This is a genomic window from Sphingobacterium lactis (assembly GCF_051951495.1).
Lineage (GTDB): Bacteria > Bacteroidota > Bacteroidia > Sphingobacteriales > Sphingobacteriaceae > Sphingobacterium > Sphingobacterium lactis_A.
In genome coordinates this window covers 1581303-1604305 of the sequence record NZ_JBNHAS010000001.1, presented here as the reverse complement: position 1 = coordinate 1604305, position 23003 = coordinate 1581303, and the positions used below count along the sequence as shown (strand labels likewise).

The 23003-nt window shown below is 37.0% G+C and carries 20 protein-coding genes and 1 riboswitch; of the genes, 5 read left to right on the top strand and 15 right to left on the bottom strand.

Going from position 1 to position 23003, the window contains the following annotated elements; all coding sequences use genetic code 11:
- Positions 1 to 2 precede the first annotated feature (2 nt).
- Positions 3 to 1037: a helix-turn-helix transcriptional regulator gene (locus ACP6L2_RS06855; protein ID WP_440508520.1), complete on the bottom strand. Its 1035-nt coding sequence runs from the start codon at positions 1035 to 1037 to the stop codon at positions 3 to 5.
- An 860-nt stretch (positions 1038 to 1897) separates the two neighbouring features.
- Between ACP6L2_RS06855 and ACP6L2_RS06850 the strand changes: the two genes are divergently transcribed.
- Positions 1898 to 2983 carry a slipin family protein gene (locus ACP6L2_RS06850; RefSeq protein WP_440508519.1) on the top strand — a complete coding sequence of 362 codons (1086 nt, stop codon included), beginning with the start codon at positions 1898 to 1900 and terminating at the stop codon, positions 2981 to 2983.
- 72 nt (positions 2984 to 3055) lie between these two features.
- Here the strand turns inward: ACP6L2_RS06850 and ACP6L2_RS06845 are convergent, their stop codons facing one another.
- Genes ACP6L2_RS06845 through thiS form a run of 7 tightly spaced genes read right to left on the bottom strand, consistent with a single transcriptional unit; the run spans position 3056 to position 8913 of the window.
- On the bottom strand, positions 3056 to 3769 hold the full coding sequence (locus tag ACP6L2_RS06845) for a HesA/MoeB/ThiF family protein (protein ID WP_440508518.1): 714 nt from the start codon (positions 3767 to 3769) through the stop codon (positions 3056 to 3058).
- Positions 3770 to 3771: 2 nt separating this feature from the next.
- Positions 3772 to 4890, bottom strand: coding sequence for a 2-iminoacetate synthase ThiH (gene thiH / locus ACP6L2_RS06840; RefSeq protein ID WP_440508517.1), 1119 nt, complete (start codon positions 4888 to 4890; stop codon positions 3772 to 3774).
- Positions 4891 to 4898: 8 nt separating this feature from the next.
- Positions 4899 to 5672: a thiazole synthase gene (locus ACP6L2_RS06835; protein WP_440508516.1), complete on the bottom strand. Its 774-nt coding sequence runs from the start codon at positions 5670 to 5672 to the stop codon at positions 4899 to 4901.
- 18 nt (positions 5673 to 5690) lie between these two features.
- Entirely contained in the window at positions 5691 to 6284 is a 594-nt protein-coding gene (locus ACP6L2_RS06830) for a thiamine phosphate synthase (RefSeq protein ID WP_440508515.1), read from the bottom strand.
- Positions 6277 to 6867, bottom strand: coding sequence for a thiamine phosphate synthase (locus ACP6L2_RS06825; protein WP_440508514.1), 591 nt, complete (start codon positions 6865 to 6867; stop codon positions 6277 to 6279). Before ACP6L2_RS06825 ends, ACP6L2_RS06830 begins: the two co-directional genes overlap by 8 nt.
- Positions 6864 to 8678 carry a phosphomethylpyrimidine synthase ThiC gene (gene thiC / locus ACP6L2_RS06820; RefSeq protein ID WP_440508513.1) on the bottom strand — a complete coding sequence of 605 codons (1815 nt, stop codon included), beginning with the start codon at positions 8676 to 8678 and terminating at the stop codon, positions 6864 to 6866. The genes ACP6L2_RS06825 and thiC overlap by 4 nt, the downstream gene beginning before the upstream one ends.
- A 28-nt stretch (positions 8679 to 8706) precedes the next feature.
- Positions 8707 to 8913 (bottom strand): sulfur carrier protein ThiS, encoded by a 207-nt coding sequence (gene thiS / locus ACP6L2_RS06815; RefSeq protein ID WP_440508512.1) that lies wholly within the window; start codon positions 8911 to 8913, stop codon positions 8707 to 8709.
- A gap of 65 nt (positions 8914 to 8978) precedes the next feature.
- Positions 8979 to 9077, bottom strand: a riboswitch (TPP riboswitch).
- A gap of 970 nt (positions 9078 to 10047) precedes the next feature.
- Between thiS and ACP6L2_RS06810 the strand changes: the two genes are divergently transcribed.
- The 4 genes from ACP6L2_RS06810 to ACP6L2_RS06795 all read left to right on the top strand — a co-directional run bounded on the left by ACP6L2_RS06810 (position 10048) and on the right by ACP6L2_RS06795 (position 12647).
- Positions 10048 to 10911, top strand: coding sequence for an EamA family transporter (locus ACP6L2_RS06810; RefSeq protein WP_440508511.1), 864 nt, complete (start codon positions 10048 to 10050; stop codon positions 10909 to 10911).
- A gap of 51 nt (positions 10912 to 10962) precedes the next feature.
- Positions 10963 to 11538: a DUF4256 domain-containing protein gene (locus tag ACP6L2_RS06805; protein ID WP_440508510.1), complete on the top strand. Its 576-nt coding sequence runs from the start codon at positions 10963 to 10965 to the stop codon at positions 11536 to 11538.
- A 96-nt stretch (positions 11539 to 11634) separates the two neighbouring features.
- Positions 11635 to 11973 carry a PadR family transcriptional regulator gene (locus ACP6L2_RS06800; protein ID WP_440508509.1) on the top strand — a complete coding sequence of 113 codons (339 nt, stop codon included), beginning with the start codon at positions 11635 to 11637 and terminating at the stop codon, positions 11971 to 11973.
- Positions 11970 to 12647 (top strand): hypothetical protein, encoded by a 678-nt coding sequence (locus tag ACP6L2_RS06795; RefSeq protein WP_440508508.1) that lies wholly within the window; start codon positions 11970 to 11972, stop codon positions 12645 to 12647. Before ACP6L2_RS06800 ends, ACP6L2_RS06795 begins: the two co-directional genes overlap by 4 nt.
- 16 nt (positions 12648 to 12663) lie before the next feature.
- Here the strand turns inward: ACP6L2_RS06795 and ACP6L2_RS06790 are convergent, their stop codons facing one another.
- The 7 genes from ACP6L2_RS06790 to ACP6L2_RS06760 all read right to left on the bottom strand — a co-directional run bounded on the left by ACP6L2_RS06790 (position 12664) and on the right by ACP6L2_RS06760 (position 23002).
- Entirely contained in the window at positions 12664 to 13137 is a 474-nt protein-coding gene (locus tag ACP6L2_RS06790) for a hypothetical protein (RefSeq protein ID WP_440508507.1), read from the bottom strand.
- 158 nt (positions 13138 to 13295) lie between these two features.
- A complete protein-coding gene (locus ACP6L2_RS06785) occupies positions 13296 to 16568 on the bottom strand; it encodes a carboxypeptidase regulatory-like domain-containing protein (RefSeq protein ID WP_440508506.1) in 3273 nt (1090 codons plus the stop codon).
- Positions 16569 to 16599: 31 nt separating this feature from the next.
- The gene (locus ACP6L2_RS06780; RefSeq protein ID WP_440508505.1) at positions 16600 to 17574 is read right to left on the bottom strand and encodes a fasciclin domain-containing protein; all 975 of its coding nucleotides are present in this window, start codon (positions 17572 to 17574) and stop codon (positions 16600 to 16602) included.
- A gap of 6 nt (positions 17575 to 17580) precedes the next feature.
- Entirely contained in the window at positions 17581 to 18882 is a 1302-nt protein-coding gene (locus ACP6L2_RS06775) for a fasciclin domain-containing protein (protein ID WP_440508504.1), read from the bottom strand.
- Positions 18869 to 19966 carry a fasciclin domain-containing protein gene (locus ACP6L2_RS06770; RefSeq protein ID WP_440508503.1) on the bottom strand — a complete coding sequence of 366 codons (1098 nt, stop codon included), beginning with the start codon at positions 19964 to 19966 and terminating at the stop codon, positions 18869 to 18871. Before ACP6L2_RS06770 ends, ACP6L2_RS06775 begins: the two co-directional genes overlap by 14 nt.
- 2 nt (positions 19967 to 19968) lie before the next feature.
- Complete coding sequence (locus tag ACP6L2_RS06765) at positions 19969 to 21240, bottom strand: hypothetical protein (protein ID WP_440508502.1); 1272 nt, start codon at positions 21238 to 21240, stop codon at positions 19969 to 19971.
- 10 nt (positions 21241 to 21250) lie between these two features.
- The gene (locus ACP6L2_RS06760; RefSeq protein ID WP_440508501.1) at positions 21251 to 23002 is read right to left on the bottom strand and encodes a hypothetical protein; all 1752 of its coding nucleotides are present in this window, start codon (positions 23000 to 23002) and stop codon (positions 21251 to 21253) included.
- Position 23003: the final 1 nt, after the last annotated feature.

Below are 23003 nucleotides of genomic sequence, written 5' to 3'. Positions count from 1 at the left end.
TATTAATTCTTGTTTGATTCTGATTCTGAATATTGTGCTAGATTCTTGGCAACCCTCTTTTTGATTCTATTTCTTAAGATTCGAGGAGAAATGACCTCCACACAATCAGCAAACCCCAGGATTTCACGCTCGAGTTCTAGGTTATGAACCACATCAATGCGAATAACAATACTTCCATCATCTTCTCTTTTTATCACTTGTTGTGAATGATGTAAGGGTTTAGTTTCTATATAAGGTGCTGTATTCGCCTCAAATTTTAAAACTATCTTATTGCCACGATCACGTTCAGTTTTTGATACACCTATGGTATCTGCAAAATAACGCTCAAAATTTACACCATTATAAGCTTCGAAATTAGACTTCGCCATTTCATCGATCTCTAGGATGCGATCCAATGCCAAGTTGGTTAAGCCTTGCGATTTCTTTTTCTTACAGATTAGAAACCATCTATTCCTATATTCTTTCAATAAATAAGGGAAATAAATCTCCGTATTTTCACTTAAAGAACGAAATGACTTATAGCGGATTAATAATGGGATTTCATTTTTTATGGCTTTATATAAGGGAGTAAGCCACTCTAAACCTTTCAACAAATTATTACCCTCCATCTGTACGATTCCTTCTTTATTGTCTTGCGAGGAGAGAATCTTGTTGTCCAGTTTAACAATCATCTCGGTCATTTCATTAAAGAATGAAAAACCATTCAATTGTTTTAAAACATCGAGCGCTTCCTTCATTTTATCCATATCGTTACTGGATATTGGTGAGTTGCTGATGCTATATTCAGGATCGGAGTAGGTGTAATATTTCTTATCTGTAACAACAATTGGAGCCTCGTATCCTAATTTATTGCTTCGCATAAGTTGGATGTCACCTTGTATGGTGCGTTTGCTGACTCCAGAATTTATCCCTTCCAATTCATAAAGACCATTGGCAACCTTCTCCATCAGGTTTTCCAATGTCCATTTTCGATGCCTTTGACGTAAGCATTCATCAATGATTTTGTATCGTATTAAGGCTAATTTATTACTTGACATGTTGGAGAATATCGTTTTTCACTTAATTAAATATACCTGTCTTTAATTAACTACGCAATAGATCTGCGCAGTTGTGCTGTTTTTATTTTTTATTTGAATTTATTTTTAAAAATATCTAACTGATTTACAATGTGTTTGTGTTTGTTTTTAGGCTTGATGATTAAAATGTTTTTATTGCGCAGTTCATCTGCGTATATGGCCATGCATCTTTGTAATGTCAAGTATGACAAATTAGTTCTTTGATGATAAGAAGCTTAAAGCTTAGAAGATATATGCCATTCATTTGGTATATCAGATTCGTTTATTTCAATAACATCCTAGAATGCTGTTTCTGTATAGCAGCTTAGTGCAATCCTCACAAAAGGCATTGTATACTGATGAAATTGAATGAGCAGTCTGCTTACGTGATCGGTAGTGGGTTCAATTCCTGCCTCCCATGTGGAGTAGCTCACCGGTAGAGCAATCACAACAGTTGCAGGTTCGAATCCTGCTCTTGTGAAAACAAGATAGCTAAATGGTAAAGCACCGCTGGTTCGCCAGCTCTTTAACAAACATGAAAGTTAAGCTTTCTTTAAAAAAGCAGGGCTTTTTGCTTCCTAGCTCAGTCTGATTGAAAAGATTTCTTTCAGTTAGACAGTCGTTAGCCTGCCTGTACTTAGCAGCTAGTTTTTTGATAGGCGGATAACAGAAATCAAACTTGATATTTCATGCTTTCGAGTATGTTTTTTTCAACGGTTGATTGGAGTTATCCCGAGATGAAAAACTACCTGCCTAGTCCGCGAGTGAGCGATGAGCCAGGAAGTAGAAAGTTTTTTAGAAAACGAATGAATTTAAATTAAATATAAAAGAAGATGAAAAGAATGATCATTAACAAAAACGAAGTAGGATTGGTGCTTAAGAACAATACTGTAAAGCGTGTATTGACTGAAGGAAAATACTGGTTAGGATTTGGAGAAACTGTAGTTCATTTTACTAGAAATGGAGAAGTTAAGACTGCCTATAATATCGATTTGCTAATGAGCATTCCGGAATTTGCAGCCTTAGTAGATGTCTTTGAAGTCGCTGACTTAGAGATCGGTTTATTGTATGTGAACAAGAACTTCCAAACTGTCTTAACTGCTGGTCGTCATTACTTCTGGAAAGGAGTGGTGGAGAACCGTGTAGAGAAGTACAATGTTTCTGAATTGGAAATTCCAAAAACTATCTCTAGAGATATGTTGTTAAAAGGTCCATTGCAATATTATGTTCGATCTTTTGAGGTGAATTCTGCTGAAAAGGCGTTGTTCTTTGTGGATGGTGAATTTGTCAAAGAATTAGGTCCAGGTAAGTACATGTTTTGGAAGAATAGCATTACAGTGGAGATCAAAAAGGCTGATATGCGTTTAAATACCTTGGAGTTAAACGGTCAAGAAATCTTGACTAAGGATAAGGCTCAGATTCGAGTAAACTTTACAGCGCAATATCAGGTGGTTGATTTGCAACAAGCGATCTTAGAAAATAAGGATTACTTGACTCAACTATACAACTTGATGCAGTTCGGTTTGCGAGCATATTTGGGAAATATGACCTTAGATGCCATCTTAGAGAATAAGGAAGGTATCAGCGATTATATCTTAAGCACCTTTGAAAAAGAAGTGAAGAACTTAGGTTTAAAGCTTTCTAAAGTAGGCGTGAAGGACATTATCTTGCCAGGAGATATCCGAGAGATTATGAACCAGGTATTGGTTGCTGAGAAAAGAGCGCAAGCGAATATCATCACCCGTAGGGAAGAAACAGCTTCTACGAGAAGCTTGTTGAATACTGCGAAATTGTTAGAAGAAAACAATATGTTGTACCGATTGAAGGAAATGGAATATATGGAGAAGATTGCGGATAAGATCAATTCCATCTCGGTTTCTGGAAACGGACAAGTATTGGATCAATTGAAACAATTGTTCGTGAAGTAAGGAAATTGGAGCAGGACTCCAATTTCTTTATTTATAAAGCTCCTAAGAAGAGTGGGTTTGATTCTAATTCCCTTAGTAATCTACGGTAATAAAATTCCATTGTAAGCTATCTATCAAGGTTAGTCTATTGCTTTCAACTGGTAAGCCAATAGCCAGTTTTAAAACTTGCAAGGCCATCATATTTCCAATCATGCCTGCCAAAGGGCCTAAAACCCCTAAACTATCGCAGGTCGGAAGATTGGAGTCATCCGTTGATCTTGGAAATAAATCGCGCAGATTCTTACTTCCTTGATAATTAAAAACCGTTAATTGTCCTTCAAAACTTTGGATACTTCCATATACCAGTGGCTTATTCCATTTAACACAATAATCATTGATCAAATAGCGTGTATCAAAATTATCTGTTGCATCCACGATGATGTCATATGTGGGAAATGTGCTATCAGCAAGTTCTTCTTCCAATCGGGTGGAATACAGCTCATAATGCAAGTTAGCATGAATAGCTTCAACAAATCGTGCAGCACTGTGAACTTTTGGTTTACCCACATCCTGTTCTTGATGAATGACCTGTCGATTTAGGTTGTGGAGCTCTACAATATCATGATCAACAATACCTAATTTCCCGATTCCTGCAGCCGCTAAGTATTGTATAATCGGAGAGCCCAATCCTCCTGCACCAATTACCAATACTTTAGTGCTCATGATCTTTCGCTGTCCTTCCACACCGACTTCCTCCATAAAGATCTGTCGGCTATAACGTTTAAAATTATCTTGCTCTGCTGCCATCGCTACACACCCGAATATACTTGATCCCAATCCTTCATTACCGGGTCATAACCATGCCCTTTAATCATGTCACGAATGGCTTCCATCGAACGTTCATCAGATATCTCAAATTGTTCTAAAGATTGCGGGTCTACTACATAACCACCCGGATTGGTCTTCGAAGCAGCACTCATGGTACTTACACCTAAAGGAACCACATGGTTTCTGAATCGTTCAGATTCCCTAGTAGAGAGCGATATTTCTAAGTCGGGATTCCAAATGCGGTATGCACAGATTAACTGCAGCAAATGTTTATCCTCCATGATGAAATTAGGTTCAATGATTCCCTCTGCCGGACGAAGCCTAGGAAAGGAAACAGAATACCGGCTTTGCCAGTATTTCTTTTGTAAGTAGTCAATATGCTTGGCATTGAGAACACTATCCACCCGCCAATCTTCCAAACCCAATAAAACACCTAATCCCATTTTGTGTATACCTGCCTGTCCTATGCGGTCTGGTGTTTCTAAACGATATTTGAAGTTTGATTTCTTCCCTTTGGGGTGGTATTCTTTATAAACCTCCTGGTGGTAGGTTTCCTGATATACCAGCACCGCATGTACACCTGCTAGTTGTAGTAATTGGTAATCCGCTAGATCCAAAGGTTGTACTTCGATGGAAATTTGTGCAAAATGTGGTTTTAATAAGGCTATTGCATTTAAGAAATAAGCCGTATCAACGATTTTATTGGCTTCACCAGATACTAGAAGTACATGGTTAATGCCCATTGATTTCAATGCAAAAGCTTCCAGGAGAAGTTCCGAATCTGAAAGGGTCTTTCGTTTAATCTTATTGTCCATGCTGAATCCACAATAAGTACAGATATTCTGGCATTCATTGCTTAGATAAAGTGGCGCATATAATTGAATGGTCTTACCAAAACGTTGTTGCGTCAAAACCATGGATTGTCTGGCCATCTCCTCCAAGAAGGATTCAGCAGCAGGAGAAAGTAAAGTTGCAAAATCATAAATATCCTTCTTCGATTTACGCAGTACTCGATGTACATCATCACTTGTTTTATGGTAGATACTTGCTTTTAAAGTATCCCAATCCTCTTGCTCGAAAATAGTACTATAACTGTTCATTTGCTGAATTAATCAAATAAAAAGGATGTTAAAGGGGAGGAGGCAATAGCCTGTTTGGCCACTTGTCCTGCTAAACCAGCCTCATAAGCAGTACGGCCTGCTTCAACAGCCAAGCGAAAAGCAATAGCCATACTTATTGGGTCTTTGGCAGCAGCAATAGCGGTGTTTACCAATACAGCGTCAGCGCCCATTTCCATAGCTTTTGAAGCATCAGAAGGGGCTCCGATTCCAGCATCGACGATTACAGGAACTTGACTCTGATCGATAATGATCTCTAGAAAATCAACTGTCTTTAAGCCCTTGTTGCTACCAATAGGTGAGGCTAGTGGCATCACAGCAGCTGTTCCTGCATCTTCAAGACGTTTACATAGTACCGGATCCGCATGAATATAAGGCAATACAACAAAACCTAATTTTGCTAGTTCCTCAGTTGCTTTTAGGGTCTCAATCGGGTCAGGTAAAAGGTATCTGGGGTCAGGGTGAATCTCCAACTTAAGCCAATTGGTTTCCATCGCTTCTCGTGCTAATTGAGCGGCCAATACCGCTTCTTCAGCAGTTCTAGCACCGGAGGTATTTGGTAACCAATTAATCTCAGGGGATTTCAGAAAGTTTAGAAATTGATCTTCTTCATCATGGGTATCCACTCGTTTTAAGGCCATGGTTACCATTTCTGAACCTGATGCTTTTATGGCATCCACCATAAGGTTTAGACTCCCGAATTTTCCTGTTCCTAAAAACAATCTAGAGTTGAATATTTTATCCTTGATCTGTAATTTTTCCATGAGACGTAGTATTAATAATTATTGATTTAGAAATAAGGTCGATGCGGCAATTCCATAAATTCCTATTTCTAGTAATGGCGCAATGTCTTGCTCTTCAATCCCTCCAATTGCATAAATGGTTGGGATAGCTATCTTTTCTTCATTTAATCGCTGAAGAATTTCTTGATAGCCTGCAAGCCCCAGTATCGGGCTTAATTTTGTTTTGGTGCTGGTAAACCTATAGGGACCAAGGCCAATGTAATCGGCTTTTTCCGCTATACGTTGCTTAACATCCTGAAAGGTATTTGCCGTTCCTCCTAAAATGATGTTTGATCCTAAAGACTCCCTAACTTGTGTTATGGATGCATCCGTAAGTCCGAGATGAACCCCATCAGCATTTATTTCGGGTTGGATTTCCCATTGATCATTAATGATAAGTAAGGACTGATATGCATCACAAAGTTTTCTCACTTTCAATCCCAATTGAATCAGTTGATTCTTTTCCGCTTCTTTCCAACGGATTTGAATGAATTTAATCCCTTGATCCAGGACTTTCTGAATACCCGTTAATTGCTCAGGTTTACTTTTTCCTTGGGAAATGTATTGATATATAGGTAGATTAAAATTAGACATGATTTAAGGTTTTACGGCGACAAGCCTTAAAAGTTTCCAAAGGATTTTCAGAATTCCAGATACTTCCCATTAATGCGACAGAATCAAATCCCATCTGAAGGGTCTTATCAATATTGTCTTCATTGACTCCGGACAAGCCTACTAAAGAGACTTGTTGATTTTTTCGGTCAGCAAGTTGAGGCACAACGGACTTGTTTAATCCATATCCAGGCTTTGATAAGCTTGGGAAGACTGGACTTATAAGAGCATAATCCCAAAAGCTACCTAAGGAATTAAATTCAGAAATATGATGGACAGAACAAGACAACTGATAATTTTTGAAACCACTTTTTGATATATTATCACGCAAATGGCTATTAAAATGAAGTCTATTGATTCCTAATTCGTTTGCCAAATGATGATGAGAATGTAATACCAAGGCATTCCTAAAACCCTTAGGAATGGTATTTATCAAATGGATGACCTCCATATCCGTAAGGTCGTATTTACGGATATGAAGATTTTCCAAACCATTTTCTAGTAATTGCAACCAGATTTTAGGTTCTAAAGGGTCATATTGCTCTTTGCTTATGACAATGATCATAAGTAGATTTCTTTACCACTTTCAATAAATTCCTGTGATTTTTCTAACATACCTTCTTCCGTTGCTTCTCTGATTTCTTGTGTGATTTTCATCGAGCAAAACTTCGGTCCGCACATCGAGCAGAAGTGGGCTACCTTAGCACCGTCAGCAGGTAAGGTCTCATCATGGAATTCCCTAGCTGTATCAGGGTCTAATGATAAATTAAATTGATCTTCCCAACGGAATTCAAATCGAGCTTTACTTAATACATTATCGCGATACTGTGCACCAGGATGGCCTTTAGCCAAATCGGCCGCATGTGCTGCTAATTTATAGGTAATAACCCCATCCTTTACATCTTTTTTATTCGGAAGTCCCAAGTGTTCTTTAGGCGTCACATAGCACAACATGGCACAGCCGTACCAACCAATCATTGCTGCTCCAATAGCAGAGGTGATATGGTCATATCCAGGTGCGATGTCCGTTGTCAATGGACCTAAGGTATAGAACGGTGCCTCATCACATTCTTCCAATTGCTTCTCCATATTTTCTTTGATCATATGCACAGGAACGTGGCCAGGACCTTCGATCATCACTTGAACATCGTGCTTCCAAGCTATTTTTGTTAACTCACCAAGCGTTTCTAATTCGGCAAATTGTGCAGCATCATTCGCATCTGCAATAGAGCCAGGACGTAGTCCATCACCTAATGAAAATGCCACATCATATTGCTTCATGATTTCACAGATCTCCTCGAAATGGGTATATAAGAAGTTTTCTTTATGATGAAATAAGCACCATTTTGCCATGATGGAGCCACCTCTAGAAACAATCCCAGTTACGCGAGCTGCGGTTAAATGAATATAACGCAACAATACCCCAGCATGAATGGTGAAATAAGAAACCCCTTGCTCAGCTTGCTCGATTAAGGTATCTCTGAAAACTTCCCAAGTAAGATCCTCAGGTACACCTTTCACTTTTTCTAAGGCTTGGTAGATTGGAACAGTACCAATTGGAACCGGTGAGTTACGAATGATCCACTCTCTGGTCTCATGGATGTTTTTTCCTGTAGAAAGGTCCATGATCGTATCAGCACCCCAACGGCATGCCCAAACAGCTTTTTCAACCTCCTCTTCAATGCTGGAACTAACAGAACTATTACCAATATTCGCATTGATCTTAACCAAAAAGTTGCGTCCTATAATCATAGGTTCACTTTCTGGGTGGTTGATGTTATTTGGAATAATAGCACGACCAGCGGCTATTTCATCACGGACAAACTCAGGAGTAATTTTATTTTTTGGAGTTTTAGCTCCAAAGTTTTCACCTGGATGCTGTTGTTTTAAGGATGCTGGGGCATTATCCAATTGTTCAATTCGTTGATTTTCACGAATCGCGATATATTCCATCTCAGGGGTTATAATCCCTTGTTTAGCATAGTGTAATTGGGTAACATTCTTTCCTTCCTTGGCTTTCATTGGTTTGTGGGAATAAGAAAAACGTAATTCATCCAATTTTGTGTCTGCTAGTCTTTCCAATCCATATTCAGAGCTGATTTGTTCTAGTACATCCACATCCTCACGGTCTAGAATCCACTGCTCACGAATTCGTTTCAATCCTTTTCTTACATCAATTGTTGCGGTTTCATCAGTATATGGACCAGAAGTGTCATACACGGTAATAGGCGCATTCTCTTCAAATCCACCTTTACTCAGTTTGGTAGGACTCAATGTGATTTCGCGCATGGCTACTTCAATAGGAAATAGCTTTCCTGGGATATATACTTTCTTCGAATTTGGAAATGGGCTGGTACTGATAGTCTCTTGATTCATAGTTTTAAAGCTTAAATACATGGATAGGTTAACCACCTTGGGTGGCTTTTATGATTAGAATTTGATCTTCTGCTTGTATGGAAGTGCAGGACCATTGGTCCTTGGGGATGACACGATTGTTTAGTGCAACAGCAATTCCACCTTTTAGGTCAGGGAATTCCTTCTCCAAAAGTATCGCAAGATTGGCTGGAGCCTCTGTAAATTGTTTCTTTTGTTGATTGATACTGATTTCCATTCCTTCGTTTATTAGATGATTTAATAAACTTTAGGAACGTCGTCAGCGGTGCAGATTCACACCCATGATGAGCTCTTACTTTTCCCTACGCTAATATGACTTAGATCAGGTTCAAAGGGTAATATCTCAGCCTGCAACACTTGCAGACACCCCTAAAGTTTCTACGAAGCTATGGATTATTATTTAAAATTAAAAATGTTAAGGATGGAATTAAGAAGTAGATAGGAGTAACTAGGATGTTGAATTGGATGCAATAGCTATTCTGTAGCAAGTTGCTAGGGAAAATGGTCTACCTTCCTAAGGTATTGTGTCGGATTAACCTTGAGTTTTATTCGAGACGCTTAGGGAATTTTCAAGGATCTGATAGGGATCTCCTTCGGATCTCGTTCGGTCGGAACCGAACGAGATCCGAAGGAGATCCGAACAAGTTCCGAATGAGATCCGAAAGAGTCTCGAATCAAACCCCTAGCAAACCCTTGGCAAACCCCTGTAAATCCCCTAGGAAAGACATTGAGACTACAGATGAAGGACACCAGAAAAAGATAGGAGATATGAGACCGCTACGCTATTAGATGTGAGATAGTAGACTATTAGACTAAAGACGAAAGACACCAGATTTTAGGTTTTTTGAGGGGAAGAGAAATTGGATTTTGGATAACGGTCGAAGCATGCTTCGACCCTACAGTTATGGTAATAATTGCCAATATTTTCACGATTGTTTGTAGGGGCGATGCATGCATCGCCCGCTCAACCTACACTCTTTACTGCTCAACCTATACTCTTTACTGCTCAATTGGTCTAATATCTGGTGTCCATTATCTGTTATCTAAAATCGGGCGGTCATTCCGTTCGTTTTCGTCGGAGATACATCTCCTTCCTTCAAACTCTCTAAGTACCCCCCCTAACTAACGTGTTATCAAGATAGTTCGATATTGGATAGTTAATAGCAACTCTGCGTAGGGGCAGCACTAAGCGCAGCGGAATGTCTGCCCGCGTAAAACGTAACGTTAGTATTAAAAAATGGAATTATTAAAAGGCTTGGAAATTGCCTTTAATTGATATATTTGCGATGCATCAGAATTTGTAGAATCCAGTATTTGGACCGTAGAGTTAACATGCTGCAAAACCCTAAAGATGAAGTTAAAATCCACTAATATTGCTGTTTTTGCAGCGCTTTTATCCATGGTTTGTGTACAGGGTGGTGCTTCGATTGCCAAGCAATTGTTTCCTGCTATTGGTCCGATTGGAACAACCACTTTACGAATTGGATTATCAGCTATACTTTTATACCTCATTAATCGTCCTCCAATATTTTCTTTTAATTCTAAACAATGGCTTTATTGTGCTATTTACGGATTAGGGATTGCTGCCATGAACCTTATCTTTTATATGGCAATACAGCGGATACCATTAGGATTAGGTGTGACGATTGAATTTATTGGTCCATTATTCTTGGCATTTGCTTTATCAAGACGATGGCTCGATGTACTATGGGCTTCGCTTGCTTGTGTGGGGATATTATTGATTGTTCCTTGGAATAGTAATGATATTGATATCATTGGATTGCTATTGGCTTTTACTGCTGGTACATTTTGGGCTGTTTACATCATTATAGGAGGGAAGGTATCAAAAATTATGGATGGTAGACATGCGGTTAGTACAGGCATGTTGATCGCTACTGCTTTTATCATTCCATTTGCATTATGGGATGGTTCTATCATGTCTTTAACTCCAGAACTTTTTCTTAAAGGTCTAGGAGTGGCTATATTTTCCAGTGCCCTGCCTTTCTCTTTGGATATGATCGCATTGGGCAGATTACCTGCTAAAACCTTCAGTATTCTTACGAGTTTACAACCTGCTTTTGGTGCTTTATCAGGTTTATTGTTCTTGAGTGAAAACCTCAGTTTGTTGCAATGGTTATCGGTGGGATGTGTGGTTTTAGCAAGTATGGGCACGACAATATTCGGAAAGAAAACTGCTGTTCAACCTCAAGAATAATTGTAAATTTTGCTAAATTCGATTCACATTAACCTATCATAAATAGCTAACATGAGTAATATAAAACTATTAACCGAAGAGGAATCCGATAAATTAATTCAAATATTACAACAACGATTTGAAAAAAATATGCACCGTCATGCCCATATAAAATGGGAGAATGTATCGGAAATATTGAATTCAGATGCGATCAAACTATGGTCTTTACAGCGAATGGAGGAAACTGGGGGTGAACCAGATGTGGTAGTTCTAGATCCGGAAAGTTCAACTATTTGCTATGTGGATTGTTCAGCTGAAAGTCCTAAGGGTAGGAGAAGCTGTTGTTATGATCAGTTGGCTTTGGATACCCGCAAAGAGCATAAACCAAAGATTAGTGCAGAAGGAATGGCTGAAGATTTTTTTATATCCATACTTACAGAAGAGGAATTTAAAATATTACAGACAATTGAAAAGTTTGATTTGAAAACCAGTAGTTGGTTAAAAACTCCTGAAGAGGTTAGGAAATTAGGAGGAGCAATTTTTGGGGATAGACGATACGACCGAGTTTTTACCTATCATAATGGGGCAGAGTCTTATTATGCTGCTCGAGGATTCCGTGCTAAATTGCTATTGGATTCAGAATTTTAAAGTATTTAAGCTTACCGATTTTAATAATCGGTATTTTTTTGCTTTATCTTATATACATAAGAAAATTATGTATATTTGAAATACTAATTGATGAAAATGAAGGATTCTAAGTTATTGAAAGGGACATTACAGACTATTATTTTGAAATTATTATCAGATAAGGACAAGATGTATGGTTATGAAATTACGCAGCAGGTAAAGCAGTTGACAGCGGGAGAGTTCATTTTGACAGAAGGTGCTTTATATCCAGCTTTGCATAAACTAGAAGCTGATGGATACCTGCAAACGGAGTCTGTAATAGTGGATGGACGAGCCAGAAAGTATTATTCCTTAACAGAATTTGGACAGAAGGAGCAAGTTAGTAAGATACAGGATGCCTTGACCTTTATTGAAAAATTACAATTGATTCTTAACTCAAAACCAAGCCTATCATGATAAGCAAGAAATTAAACAAAGCAGAATTAAAGACTTTACTTTCATTTATCGAGAAAAAAGGTCACCCATATGTGGATGTACAATTGGAAATATTAGATCACTTTGCCTGTAAGGTGGAGGATTTGATGAGTTCAAATCAGCATTTGGAATTATCTGAAGCAATGGATAAAGCTTATTCGAGTTTTGGCATTTACGGATTTTCTGAAATTGCTGATTCCTATGGTTGGGGATTGAATCGAAGATTCTTGCATAAGCTACCTGCCGAAATATGGAAATATATGAAGGGATGGTATAGTATTATTTTTATCGTCTATTTTTCTTTGTTTGGCTATTTTATTCCGGCGGATAGAACTCCTTTCTGGGATGGATTTATCGGTGGTGCAGTTGTGATTTTTATTCTGATGACCTTGATTTATATATTCAAATATCGACCAATATATAATAAATATATGCTTTATCGAGGTTATTTAGGGCTGATGATTCCTTTAATGTTTGGCAGTTCTGTTCTGTTAATGTCTGGATGGATAGGCGAGATTCTCCCAATAAATATTTATCATTTCTTTGTGTTTTTAGTCACCTATTTTAGCTACGCACTATTAACAATTTTTGAGAGAAATCTAAAATCCATAGTAAACCGAGTGGATGAGATGGAGTTGGAGACTTATTATTCCTAATATTTCAAACTAGTTTTTACGGGATGGTATCAAAGCCATAGATTATATATTTTCCATCTTCTTTCGTGACCCAAATACCGAATTGTCCACCCTCATGACCAGGGGCAGCTTCGTCTTTGTTGAAGATGGTATAGTAAACTATATGTAGATCTTTTTCATCGGGTTGCTTGACATAAATAGTTTTATTCCGTTTTAATCTAGCTAGTAGATCTGCACCAAACAACCTATTAAACTCTTTTTTATAAAAATCAGCAGCTGGAAGTTTATAGCCTTCATAATTCTTGGTAAATTCCTCTGAACAAGCATAACAATCAATTAGTTTTCCAGTGCGTGATTGTAAGGTCTTGATGTCCTTTTTCTCAATCCACTTGACCACCGAATCGGCAAATGCTAGAACTTGTTTTTCTTCAGTTTGTTTAGTTTCTTGTGCTTTGTAGGAGAAACTTGCAAACAATGAAAAAATACCAATAATTAAGGAAAAGCTTTTCATGTTCTTGTATTAATAGTTTTATCTAATTTAATAAAATTTCCGCTATTTTAAATCTGAAAACCTATTAAAATTGGTGTTAAATAGTTGATATAAAAATAACTCCGAATCAGAATTACTGATTCGGAGTAGGATTATATAAACTAAGAAGGGTATGGAGACTAGAAAGAATATCTTACACCTAATTGTACTTGTGCTCTAGAATTGAAATAATCAATGCTATAAGCCGTCCCTGGGTCTTTGAAAGTAAATACTGGCCAAGTGTTCTGATTCTGCTGTGGAGGAAACAGTGTTGGTGTTAAACCCACAGAACTGGTTGAATTGAAAGTATTAGGAGAGAAATATTGAATTCCCCAACTCTTACTGATTAAGTTGGTGACATTTACGACATCAGCAGATATAGTTAAAGCTTGACCTGATTTTGTAACAGGCAATTCATGTGCTATTCGGAAATCTGCTTGAACATTCCATGGCGTTCTGGCCATATTTCGCTCTGTAAATTGTCCACGTCTAGATTTTAAATAATCGTTGGAATTAATGAATTGATTGAATGCTGCAGCTTGTTGTACTGCTGTTTGTCCAGATGGAATGTCTTTGAAATACTGAATAGCTTCTTCAACTTTCGGGATATAAACCAAGCTAACTTGTTGACTTAAGCCTTGAATGCTGTTGTTGACAACACCATAAGTAAATGGAGAACCCGACTGTGCTGAGAAGAATAAGCTTAAATTGGTTCTTCCAGCACTTTTCCAAAGAAAGTCATAATTGATATTCGACATAAGTCGATGTCTAATATCAAAATTACTATAAGCCAATTTAGGGTTGTTTGGAACCAAAGATTGATTTAACTGCCAATTGGATTCCATGGAATTACGAACGCCATTGGATAGATCTTTGGATTCCCCCAAGGTATAACTTGCCGTTAAACTAAGTTGTTTGAAATTCTTGCTTACTGAGCCTGTCAAGCTATATCGATAGCCCTGGTTGGTATTGCTGAGGAAATATATGTTGGAGAATTTACTGTCTACTGTACCGTTGTAAACAGGTTGTTTTTTGTTTTGATCATAGCCATACCAAAGCGGGTTATCTTTACTGTTGATTTGTTGGAACATCACATCGCTGATACTTCTTGTATAGATTCCATCGAATGTGAATTTCCATCCATTCTCTATGGCATAATCAATCCCCAGGCTTGTACGAAATACCTGCGGCATGGTAAATCCATTATCGATTAAATCGACTTGCGTACGGCCGCTATTTCGGTCATTAATGACCGCTCCGTTTTGAGCAATAAAATCACCTAATCCATTCTGACTAGGTTTAATGGCATCAGAACCAGGAGTGAATGGTTTTTGATCTACACGCTGATCAAATGCACCATAGGTTAAACCAGTATTGTAGTAAGCATAAGCCAACCAAGCAAATGGAATTCGACCGGTGAATAAACCAGCACCCCCGCGAAGAACAAGATCACGTTCTTCCGTAACTTCCCAACGAAAACCTATTCTTGGTGATAATTGAACCTTGTTTAAGAAACTGTTGTTAATGCGGCTAACGGGAGAATACTGATAAGTTGTATTGAAATTAGGATCTGGCCAAATAGCATTGATGCGGTCAGATACCCCCGGTTTTTGTGGTAAGTGAGCAAAATCAGCTCGGATACCTGGTGTTACTCTAAAACGATCGCTTATCATAATTTCGTCCTGTGCATACAAACTGTACATATTGATGTTGAAGTTTGCCGCAGGATTGTCTAATATATAGGATCTGCTGTTGTTCGAATAATTGTAACTACCACGAACTCGGTAGGGGTTATTGCTGATAAAATCTTCTATGCTGTTATAATCAACACGACCATTCCAACCATTGACAAATCCATAATTGATGTTGTAAAGCTCATTATGGGTACCAAATAAGAACTTATGATTCCCTTTATTCCAGTTTAGATTGGCAGTAATCTCCCAAGTTTTTTGTTGAAGGTCAAAGATGCTGGCCTCTCGATCCGTACCTATATAGATAGTGGTACCTGGGCTTCTACCTTGTATTTGAACCTGTGGTAGGGTAGGATCGGATAAAGGGTCACGACGGTCTCTTACAAGGGTGAAACCGATGACAGCATTTCCACTTACGGAATTAGAAAACCTACTTTTCAATTCGGTCACTGTAGAGCTTTGGTTATTGGTCTGTTCAAATGCCATACTCGAGAAGCGGAAATCTTGTTGATCTCTATCCATGTGACTTGCGGAGCTACGGATGGTATTATTACGGATGGCCAATTGATGTTGCTCATTGATATTCCAGTCTAAACGATTAAAGAACTTGATGGACTTTGACCAATTGGTATACAAATCGGCTGTTCCAGCATCGAATATATTGCCATACCTGTTTTTTACGGTGTTCATGATGGAGCTTGCATCAGCAGCACTTAAGATATTTGCTGTTTCATTGCTTCCGACCAACAATTGGGTGGGGTCATTTCTTCTGCTAATTTCTTGATTAGAGAAGAAGAATATCCTGTTTTTAAGAATTGGAAATCCGATACGGAAACCAGCTTGATAATCGTGGAAATCAGCATTCATTTTCCCTAAATTACCAACTCTGTCAGATCCAGTTAAAGCAGCATTTCTACCAAAACCGTATACCGAACCTTCTATTTTGTTAGTACCTGATCGGGTAACTGCATTAATAGATCCACCCGTAAAATTTCCAATTTTAACATCGTAAGGAACTAAGTAAACCTGCATATCTTGTATGGCTTCAATGGAGATAGGATTTGTCCTTGTGGAGCTTCCTGCAAGACCTGAGGTACCAGTTTGACCACCTAAAGAAGGAGAGAAACCGATAGCATCGTTATTGATCGCTCCATCTATGGTGACATTGTTATAGCGGAAGTTGGTTCCCATAAAACTGTTGTCTCGACTCCGTTGAGGAGTTAGACGGGTTAGATCAGTAATGGATCTGGATACACTTGGCATGCTTTGTACCTCAGCTGCTGAAATATTCTTTCCTGCACCATAGGTATCTGCCCTTTGGCCAGCAGCCCGAACAGAAACAACCACTTCTTCTAATTGTTGGGATTCTGATTTCAGGATAAAGTCGATGTTTAATGCTCCACCTAGTCGGATTTGGATATCCTCTTTGACATCACTGAGCATTCCGACTCTTGAGGCTGTCAATTGATAAGGACCGCCAATCCGAAGGTTATTTAATGTATATAGACCATTTTTATCTGTTGAAAGGACATATTTAGTTCCTGAGGGTAAGTGGATGGCCGTAATGGTTGCATCGGCGATGACAGTACCATTGGCATCGATTGTTTTACCCGATAAGGAACCGGTTGTTTCTTGTGAATAAGCAAGATTGGCGAACCCCATTGCGAGAAAAATAAGCAATAGAAGCCTGTTCAACCATGTTGAGATATATGAAATATTCATAATAAATTCGATTTTCTTGTGCGCTTAAAGGTTAATTGAATGTTCGACCAATAATGTGTATTATCCCTGTTCCTGTTATGATATCATATTTTGTTGGCTGGATATACTGCGAGCCAACTCGGATTTCAAGCTTATCAACTATTCTTCTATCTCTCCAGTAATCCTGGATGATTATAGGAATGTCTTTGTTGTTAAGTGACTTTTCTGAATAGACATTTTTTCCTTCAGGAGCTAAAAACCGATAATCTTGTTTAAATTTTTGATCTTTACAAATATGCCATTCCACTAATTCAATTAGTTTTTCTTTGGGTGTCTCCACAATTTGCTCTAAACTGGAATAACCAGCATTCCGCATGGCAAGATTGGTTGGGGCATAAACAGTGAATTTTTCATTTGGTTTCCATTGTTCAGTAATGCCAGAAGATTTTAATGCTTGGTAGAATAAGGAAATATCGGAAATAGCTGATAAACCATCAAGCAGATTTTTGTGTGCATTGGGTAATAAAAGATTATTGATTACCTGCATCATTCCATTAGAGGCTTTTGTATCGGGCTGAAGAATTATGCTTCCATTTATGGTTAGCATGGTATCTTTCCCATATAACACTTTACTCAAGTAAGCTTCGGTGCCCAATAGCGTTTCTAATGGTTGGTTATATCCCATTTTTACCTTAGAAATGATTAATTCAGATTTTAAAATATGGTATTTTGTGATTAGCTCTAACTTGCTAGCATCTTCCATATAAACTGCTGCCGGATCTTTGTAGCCTGCATCTTTGAAGGCCTGGTCAGAAGAGGCAAGTAAAGTAAAAGGGCCTGCTTCCATTAGTGTTTTGGAGATGCCTGTTTTATGCAAAGAAGTCGCCAAAAATTGGAGACCAAAATTGTCTCTTACTACCTGATGTAATGTGTTTCTATCCTTTAGCTCTATTTCTGAAACAGTAGAATTACATGAATAAGCGAATAAGAACAGGAATGGAATATAGAATAATGAATAATGTTTCATGATGATTTATTTTTTAAGATGCCACATAGTGAATCCTTTAGGGACAAGGATTCGATTAACAACATGAATAGGACCTTGTAGTGAATTAATATCTGATTCAATAATATTTACATCATTTACATTACTGTTCTTATGAGATACAAAATATTTACCATCCTTTTTATTAAAGGAGAAATCAGGATAAAATACATAAGGACTTTGTCCCCTCGTCCTTACTATTAATTTTTTAAAATTAGGATTATCGAAAGCTGTTGAATAATGAACATAACCTTGCGTTCCTACTATTTCTATACCTAGGTTATTATTATTGAAGAAGAGTGAATTATCTATTCTGCTAAAATTGTGATTCGCTAATAAACTATCGATTGGACTAGAAGCAGATTCACCATAGTAAGCAGGTACTGGAACACGTTTGTAAAGTTTAATAAGATCATCTTCATTAAATATTCCAATATGATTAAATGCTTCATTTGTTGGTGCAAATAATGTTAGGTAAATTAAATCTCTTTTATACGATTGACTTTCAAAAACAGATCCAGGGAATATATAAAAAAAGTCTAATTGGAACTGAATAGGCAATTTAAATTGATAAAATAGATTTGTTTTAATTTCCTTGAAATAATTTGGCATACTGTATTCAATAGCTTTAATATATAAGGAAAAACGTTTGTCTTGTTTAAGTACATCAAGCATTTGAGTATCAAAAATTTTTAGAACATGATTAATTATCCATGCAGAACCTTGCTTTGTATCTATTTGCTTTAAGTAATTCCTTTCTTTTCCGTTTATTATAAGGCTCTTGTTTTTAAATGAAATGTAATGTTTATAAAAATAGGGAATGATCACATTTTGTGCACCAAAAGCTCTGGCGCTATTGTATACTTTATTGTGTTTTAATAAAGTTCGACAAGCAATGTCTAAATTGGCGGAAACGAGATTATTTTCATCGATTTTTTGATCTATTATATGGAACCTTATGATCTCTTGTAGTTTTTCAATATCTAAGCCTTTAATCTTCATTTCTGAATACCCAGCTTTTTCCATTGCTTCATTACTAGGGATTAAATAAGTAAATTGTGTTTGCGGATAATCGGATTTCAATATTTTGTCCATTCCAGCTTTTTCCCACACAATATAGAATAGACTTGCCTCTGTTTTAATAATATCAGTTAAAGATGGAGCATCTTTTTCTGGCACTTCTTTCCCGATTGGTTCTGGTAAAAACTCTTGTTTTTGGCAATTCGTTAAAAATCCTAAAAAAATAATGGAAATGATATACAGAATAATATTTTGTTTATTTGTTTTCATCTTTTTGGTTTTTATCTATTTTTGCTTCTGTTGGCAATACTAAAAGGTTGGATATACCATTCACTATACCATTTTCAGCTTTATAGTCTAATTCGGAAATTGGTTCTAATGATGATTCTCGATCTGGTTGATTTTGATTAGTTTTCCTATTATCAATAATAAATGGTTTACGAGGGGATTCAGTAGAGATTCCAAAGGAATAATTTTCGTCACCCCTAATTTTAGATTTGTAGTATGGTGCCCTATAATATCCAGAGCCGGGTAAATTTCCAAAAACATCCATGTCGGACAAGAAAAAATGATTATAAACTAGGTATACACTCCAAAACCTATTATGGAAATTTGAAGGATTCCAACTTTTGATTTGTTCTAACGTTATTTTTTCCTTTAAAAACGCATCATTAGTAGGAGCAAAAATGGTGAAAGGACCAGATTCACTTAGTTCATCCCATTTCCTCATTTGTTTGAGAAATTGGACGAAAAAAGAGTATTTTTCTTTCGATAATAGAATATCTTGTACTGAAGGTTTATACTTCAACACTTTATTTATAACATGTAATACTCCATTCGTCAAAGGGATATCTGTCCCTAGTTTTTGAATCGATGCACCATTTATATAAAAATCAATTATGGGGGTACAAGTACTACAACCTATAAAAAAGCGATTTCCTAAATAAACCTCTAAATTTGCCAAATTAGTATATTTATTATCAATCGTACCTGGGGGAACATCTGAATAATTTAGTCGCCTTGGAAGAATATGATAAGACAACATCATTTTTAAACTGTCCTGATCCATTGAAGCAAAATCAGAAGCTTTTGTAACTCCAATATCGTTAAAAGCTTTATTGCTAGGGGCGAAAAATGTATATGGACCTTCAGAAGTCAAGGTTTCTGTTAATCCAACCTGATTTAAGGCAGCATGGAATAACGTTAGTTCATAGTTATTCTTACTGAAGTCTATAATATTTGCTAAATTTTCGGATTCCTTAAAGATGTTTAAATCTTCATGTTTACATGAATAAAGACAAAATCCTATGAGAAATAAGAAATAGTAAATAATGTTTTTTAAAGGATTTTTCATGATTAATAAATTGGTTGTGGAAATTTTCGTTGAATACTTGTCAGAAAGACATGGCCATTTACAATCTCGATACTACTAATTAAGCTCATGCTTTTCGGATTATTAATGCCTGAGTGAACTTGTGCCGTTAGACCAGGCAAAAAAGTATTTCTATTATCGCTAGGTTTGTATTGGTTATTATCAAGTTTTATAAATGCATAGTTTCCAAGATAGGATTTGTATGGATGACTCAAATAAGAATGATCTGGAACTTCTGGGATTATACTGCTTGTTTTAGGGTCAATTGGGGGGCTGCAAAATTGGATATATTGCCATGTATCGTTAAATATTTTATTTTTAATATTTTGAATTACCGGAAATCCATAATATTTTGAAACTTTCGGGTCATTAACGGTATTGTATACTGTACCTGCAAATTGATAACTGAAGTTTGGCAAACGCGTATGAACCGTTTTTCCGGTGTTATCCAATCCAGGCTCTATAATCGATAAAAAAACATTAACGGTATCAACTATTCCATATTGAAAGGATTCATTCGGGAAAGGTACTGGTGTTTTAAATATATCTCCGGCCCCTACAAATCCCTTTGCACTCAGATTATAAAAATTTACATAGGAGATTGTGTCTGAAAAGGGTTGTTTATGGAAGTTTTCCTGACGAACATATAAGCCATTTTTCTTGGTCTTAAAATCTTTTTGTAGAATATGTAGTGTATAAACCTCACGTTCTGAAAGGTCAATTGTAGTGTCTAGAAATATAATTCGCTGTTGTTCATCAGGTAGTTGAGAGAATGGGATTGCGCTTATTGGTCTTGCCATAAATAGAAACCTTCTTTTACCTGCAGGTATCTGTGCCCAATTCGTCAAGTCAAATCCATTCAATATTGGAGCTGTAGGAACTAATTCCTTACCTGGATATTCTGGGTTAAATTTAGATGTACTTAACCCTGCATGAGCCGCATTTGGAGCAGCATAAAGGTTTCTTTTATCCAAATGATCCCCAACAACTAATCCAGAAATAGGTTTGCCCGTTTCATCAAATTCAGGATCAATAAACATACAGAAAAATGGTTGAGGCTCATCCTTATTTTGAAGGGTCAGTGTATAAGTCATGTTATTGAAAACACGGATATAGGCAGGGTTTTCTACTGTATTATACTCTATTTTTTCACATGATGAAAAGAGTGAATTGATCAGAAGGAGTAAAATTATAGGAAAGCCATAAAAAGCTTTTTTTGTTCTTCCGGAAAAGGCAATAATATTATTAATTTTCATAGCCATTGATTTATTTGGTGTGTTTTACAATCATGAATCTTGGTTTTTCTTGCTCATTGGTCTTACTTAAATCACCGATAAGGGCAATAGAATAGACGCCGGGTTCATGTACTGGGACTTTTCGATTAACCTTCGTATAAAGTGCCTTATTCCTAATTAAACTTTCACTGGAAAGAGGAGAAATATTTCTTAACCAATCCCCTGGAACACGTCCTATTTCCGATCTGAAAGCGGTGAAATAATAAGGAGAACCCTTAAAATCTGCTTTGCTAAATAATATAGTGGCGTAATTGTCGGTATAATTCATTTGATTCAAAGGGATATTCGCCCCGGTTACTGCATATCTATCGGTTAGGAAGTTTTGACCTTCTGAACTGGCTACTGTTAATAAAGGGAGCTGCTTACAGAAGTTAAAATAACGGAAATGGAAAAAATAGCTCAATTTCATTCTCTCATAAATGGCATTGTTTCCATTTTTATTTTGCCCTATATAGGTACTACCTGAAAGGTTATTGGCAGCAAGTGAGCCATGTATTTTATTAGCCTCATCGAGATGTAGCCATAAACTGTAGTTTTGTCCCGCCAATAGTTCTTTCTCTTCCGAATAAACCACTTCACCTGCTTTGTTTTTTACTTCTAAGAGGTGTTTCCCGGCTACTAAATGGATATATTCTGAAGATTGAGTAGCTGTGGTTGAAGCACTGATTTTTCCATCTATGGATAGGGTTAAATCTTGATTAATCAACGCATTTGCAAGTTGTAATCGGGTAAATGTTCGATTAAGAGGTTCTGAAATATCTGCTATTGTTCGATAACAATTTTGTACATTATTCATGTCATTTTTGCCAGAAGTCCAGGTAAAGTCATCTGGATGAACCACAATACTGTAAACTCCACCAGGTTGATAAGTTTGAATAGCACCATAAATCAATCCTGTTTGAGCATCATCAACTCCCTCCATATCTGAAGTTTTAGGGAAAATACTTACTCCTTGGGTTTGTCCTTGTCCGGGCAATTGACGGCCATCAGTACTTAGTACTTTAAATTGATAAGTACCATAAGGTACTTCTACATAATCCGACCATGCGTCAACTGCGATATTGGAAGTTTTCTCATTGACCGCTGTGCCATCAGCAAAAGTTAATGAAACTGGACCAGCAAGGTCTTCCATAGGATTTGTTGTAGAAAATTTTCTTGCCAAATTAATTATCCGAATCTTAAAATGATCAGGTTTACTTGGTGCGGTAATGCTTCTTGGAATTTCTACGTAATTTGTAGGGTTTTGTACTTCTGAAGTGTTATTCCGTAAGAAATAATAATCTTTTGCTTGATTCTTTCCGTCAGTTGCAGTAAAACCAAAAGGCTCTGCAGAAACCAATTCGGTTACATGTTTTACATGGCTCACTTCAAAATTTATTCCTGCACTATTCTTAAATAATTCTTGGGGAATGTCCCATATTAAACCTAATCGGCCGTCTTTTGGGAAATACTTAGTCCCAGGAGGGGTCGTTTCAATTGGAGGAATGTAGCCAGCTCTTCTTGGTGCTACAAAGAAATTGGTGAGTGAATCGCCATCAGCAATTAATTGTGGGTTTTTGGAGAGATTGACTAAACGGACCATGGATTTGTTCATATTGCTCAAATCCCTACGATAATCATATTTGAAGTCTGGATTTTCTTTTTTACAAGAAATGAGAACAGCCAATAGACTGAAAAGTAGCATGAGATTGATTGCTCGTTTGTTTTTTAGTATTGTTTTCATA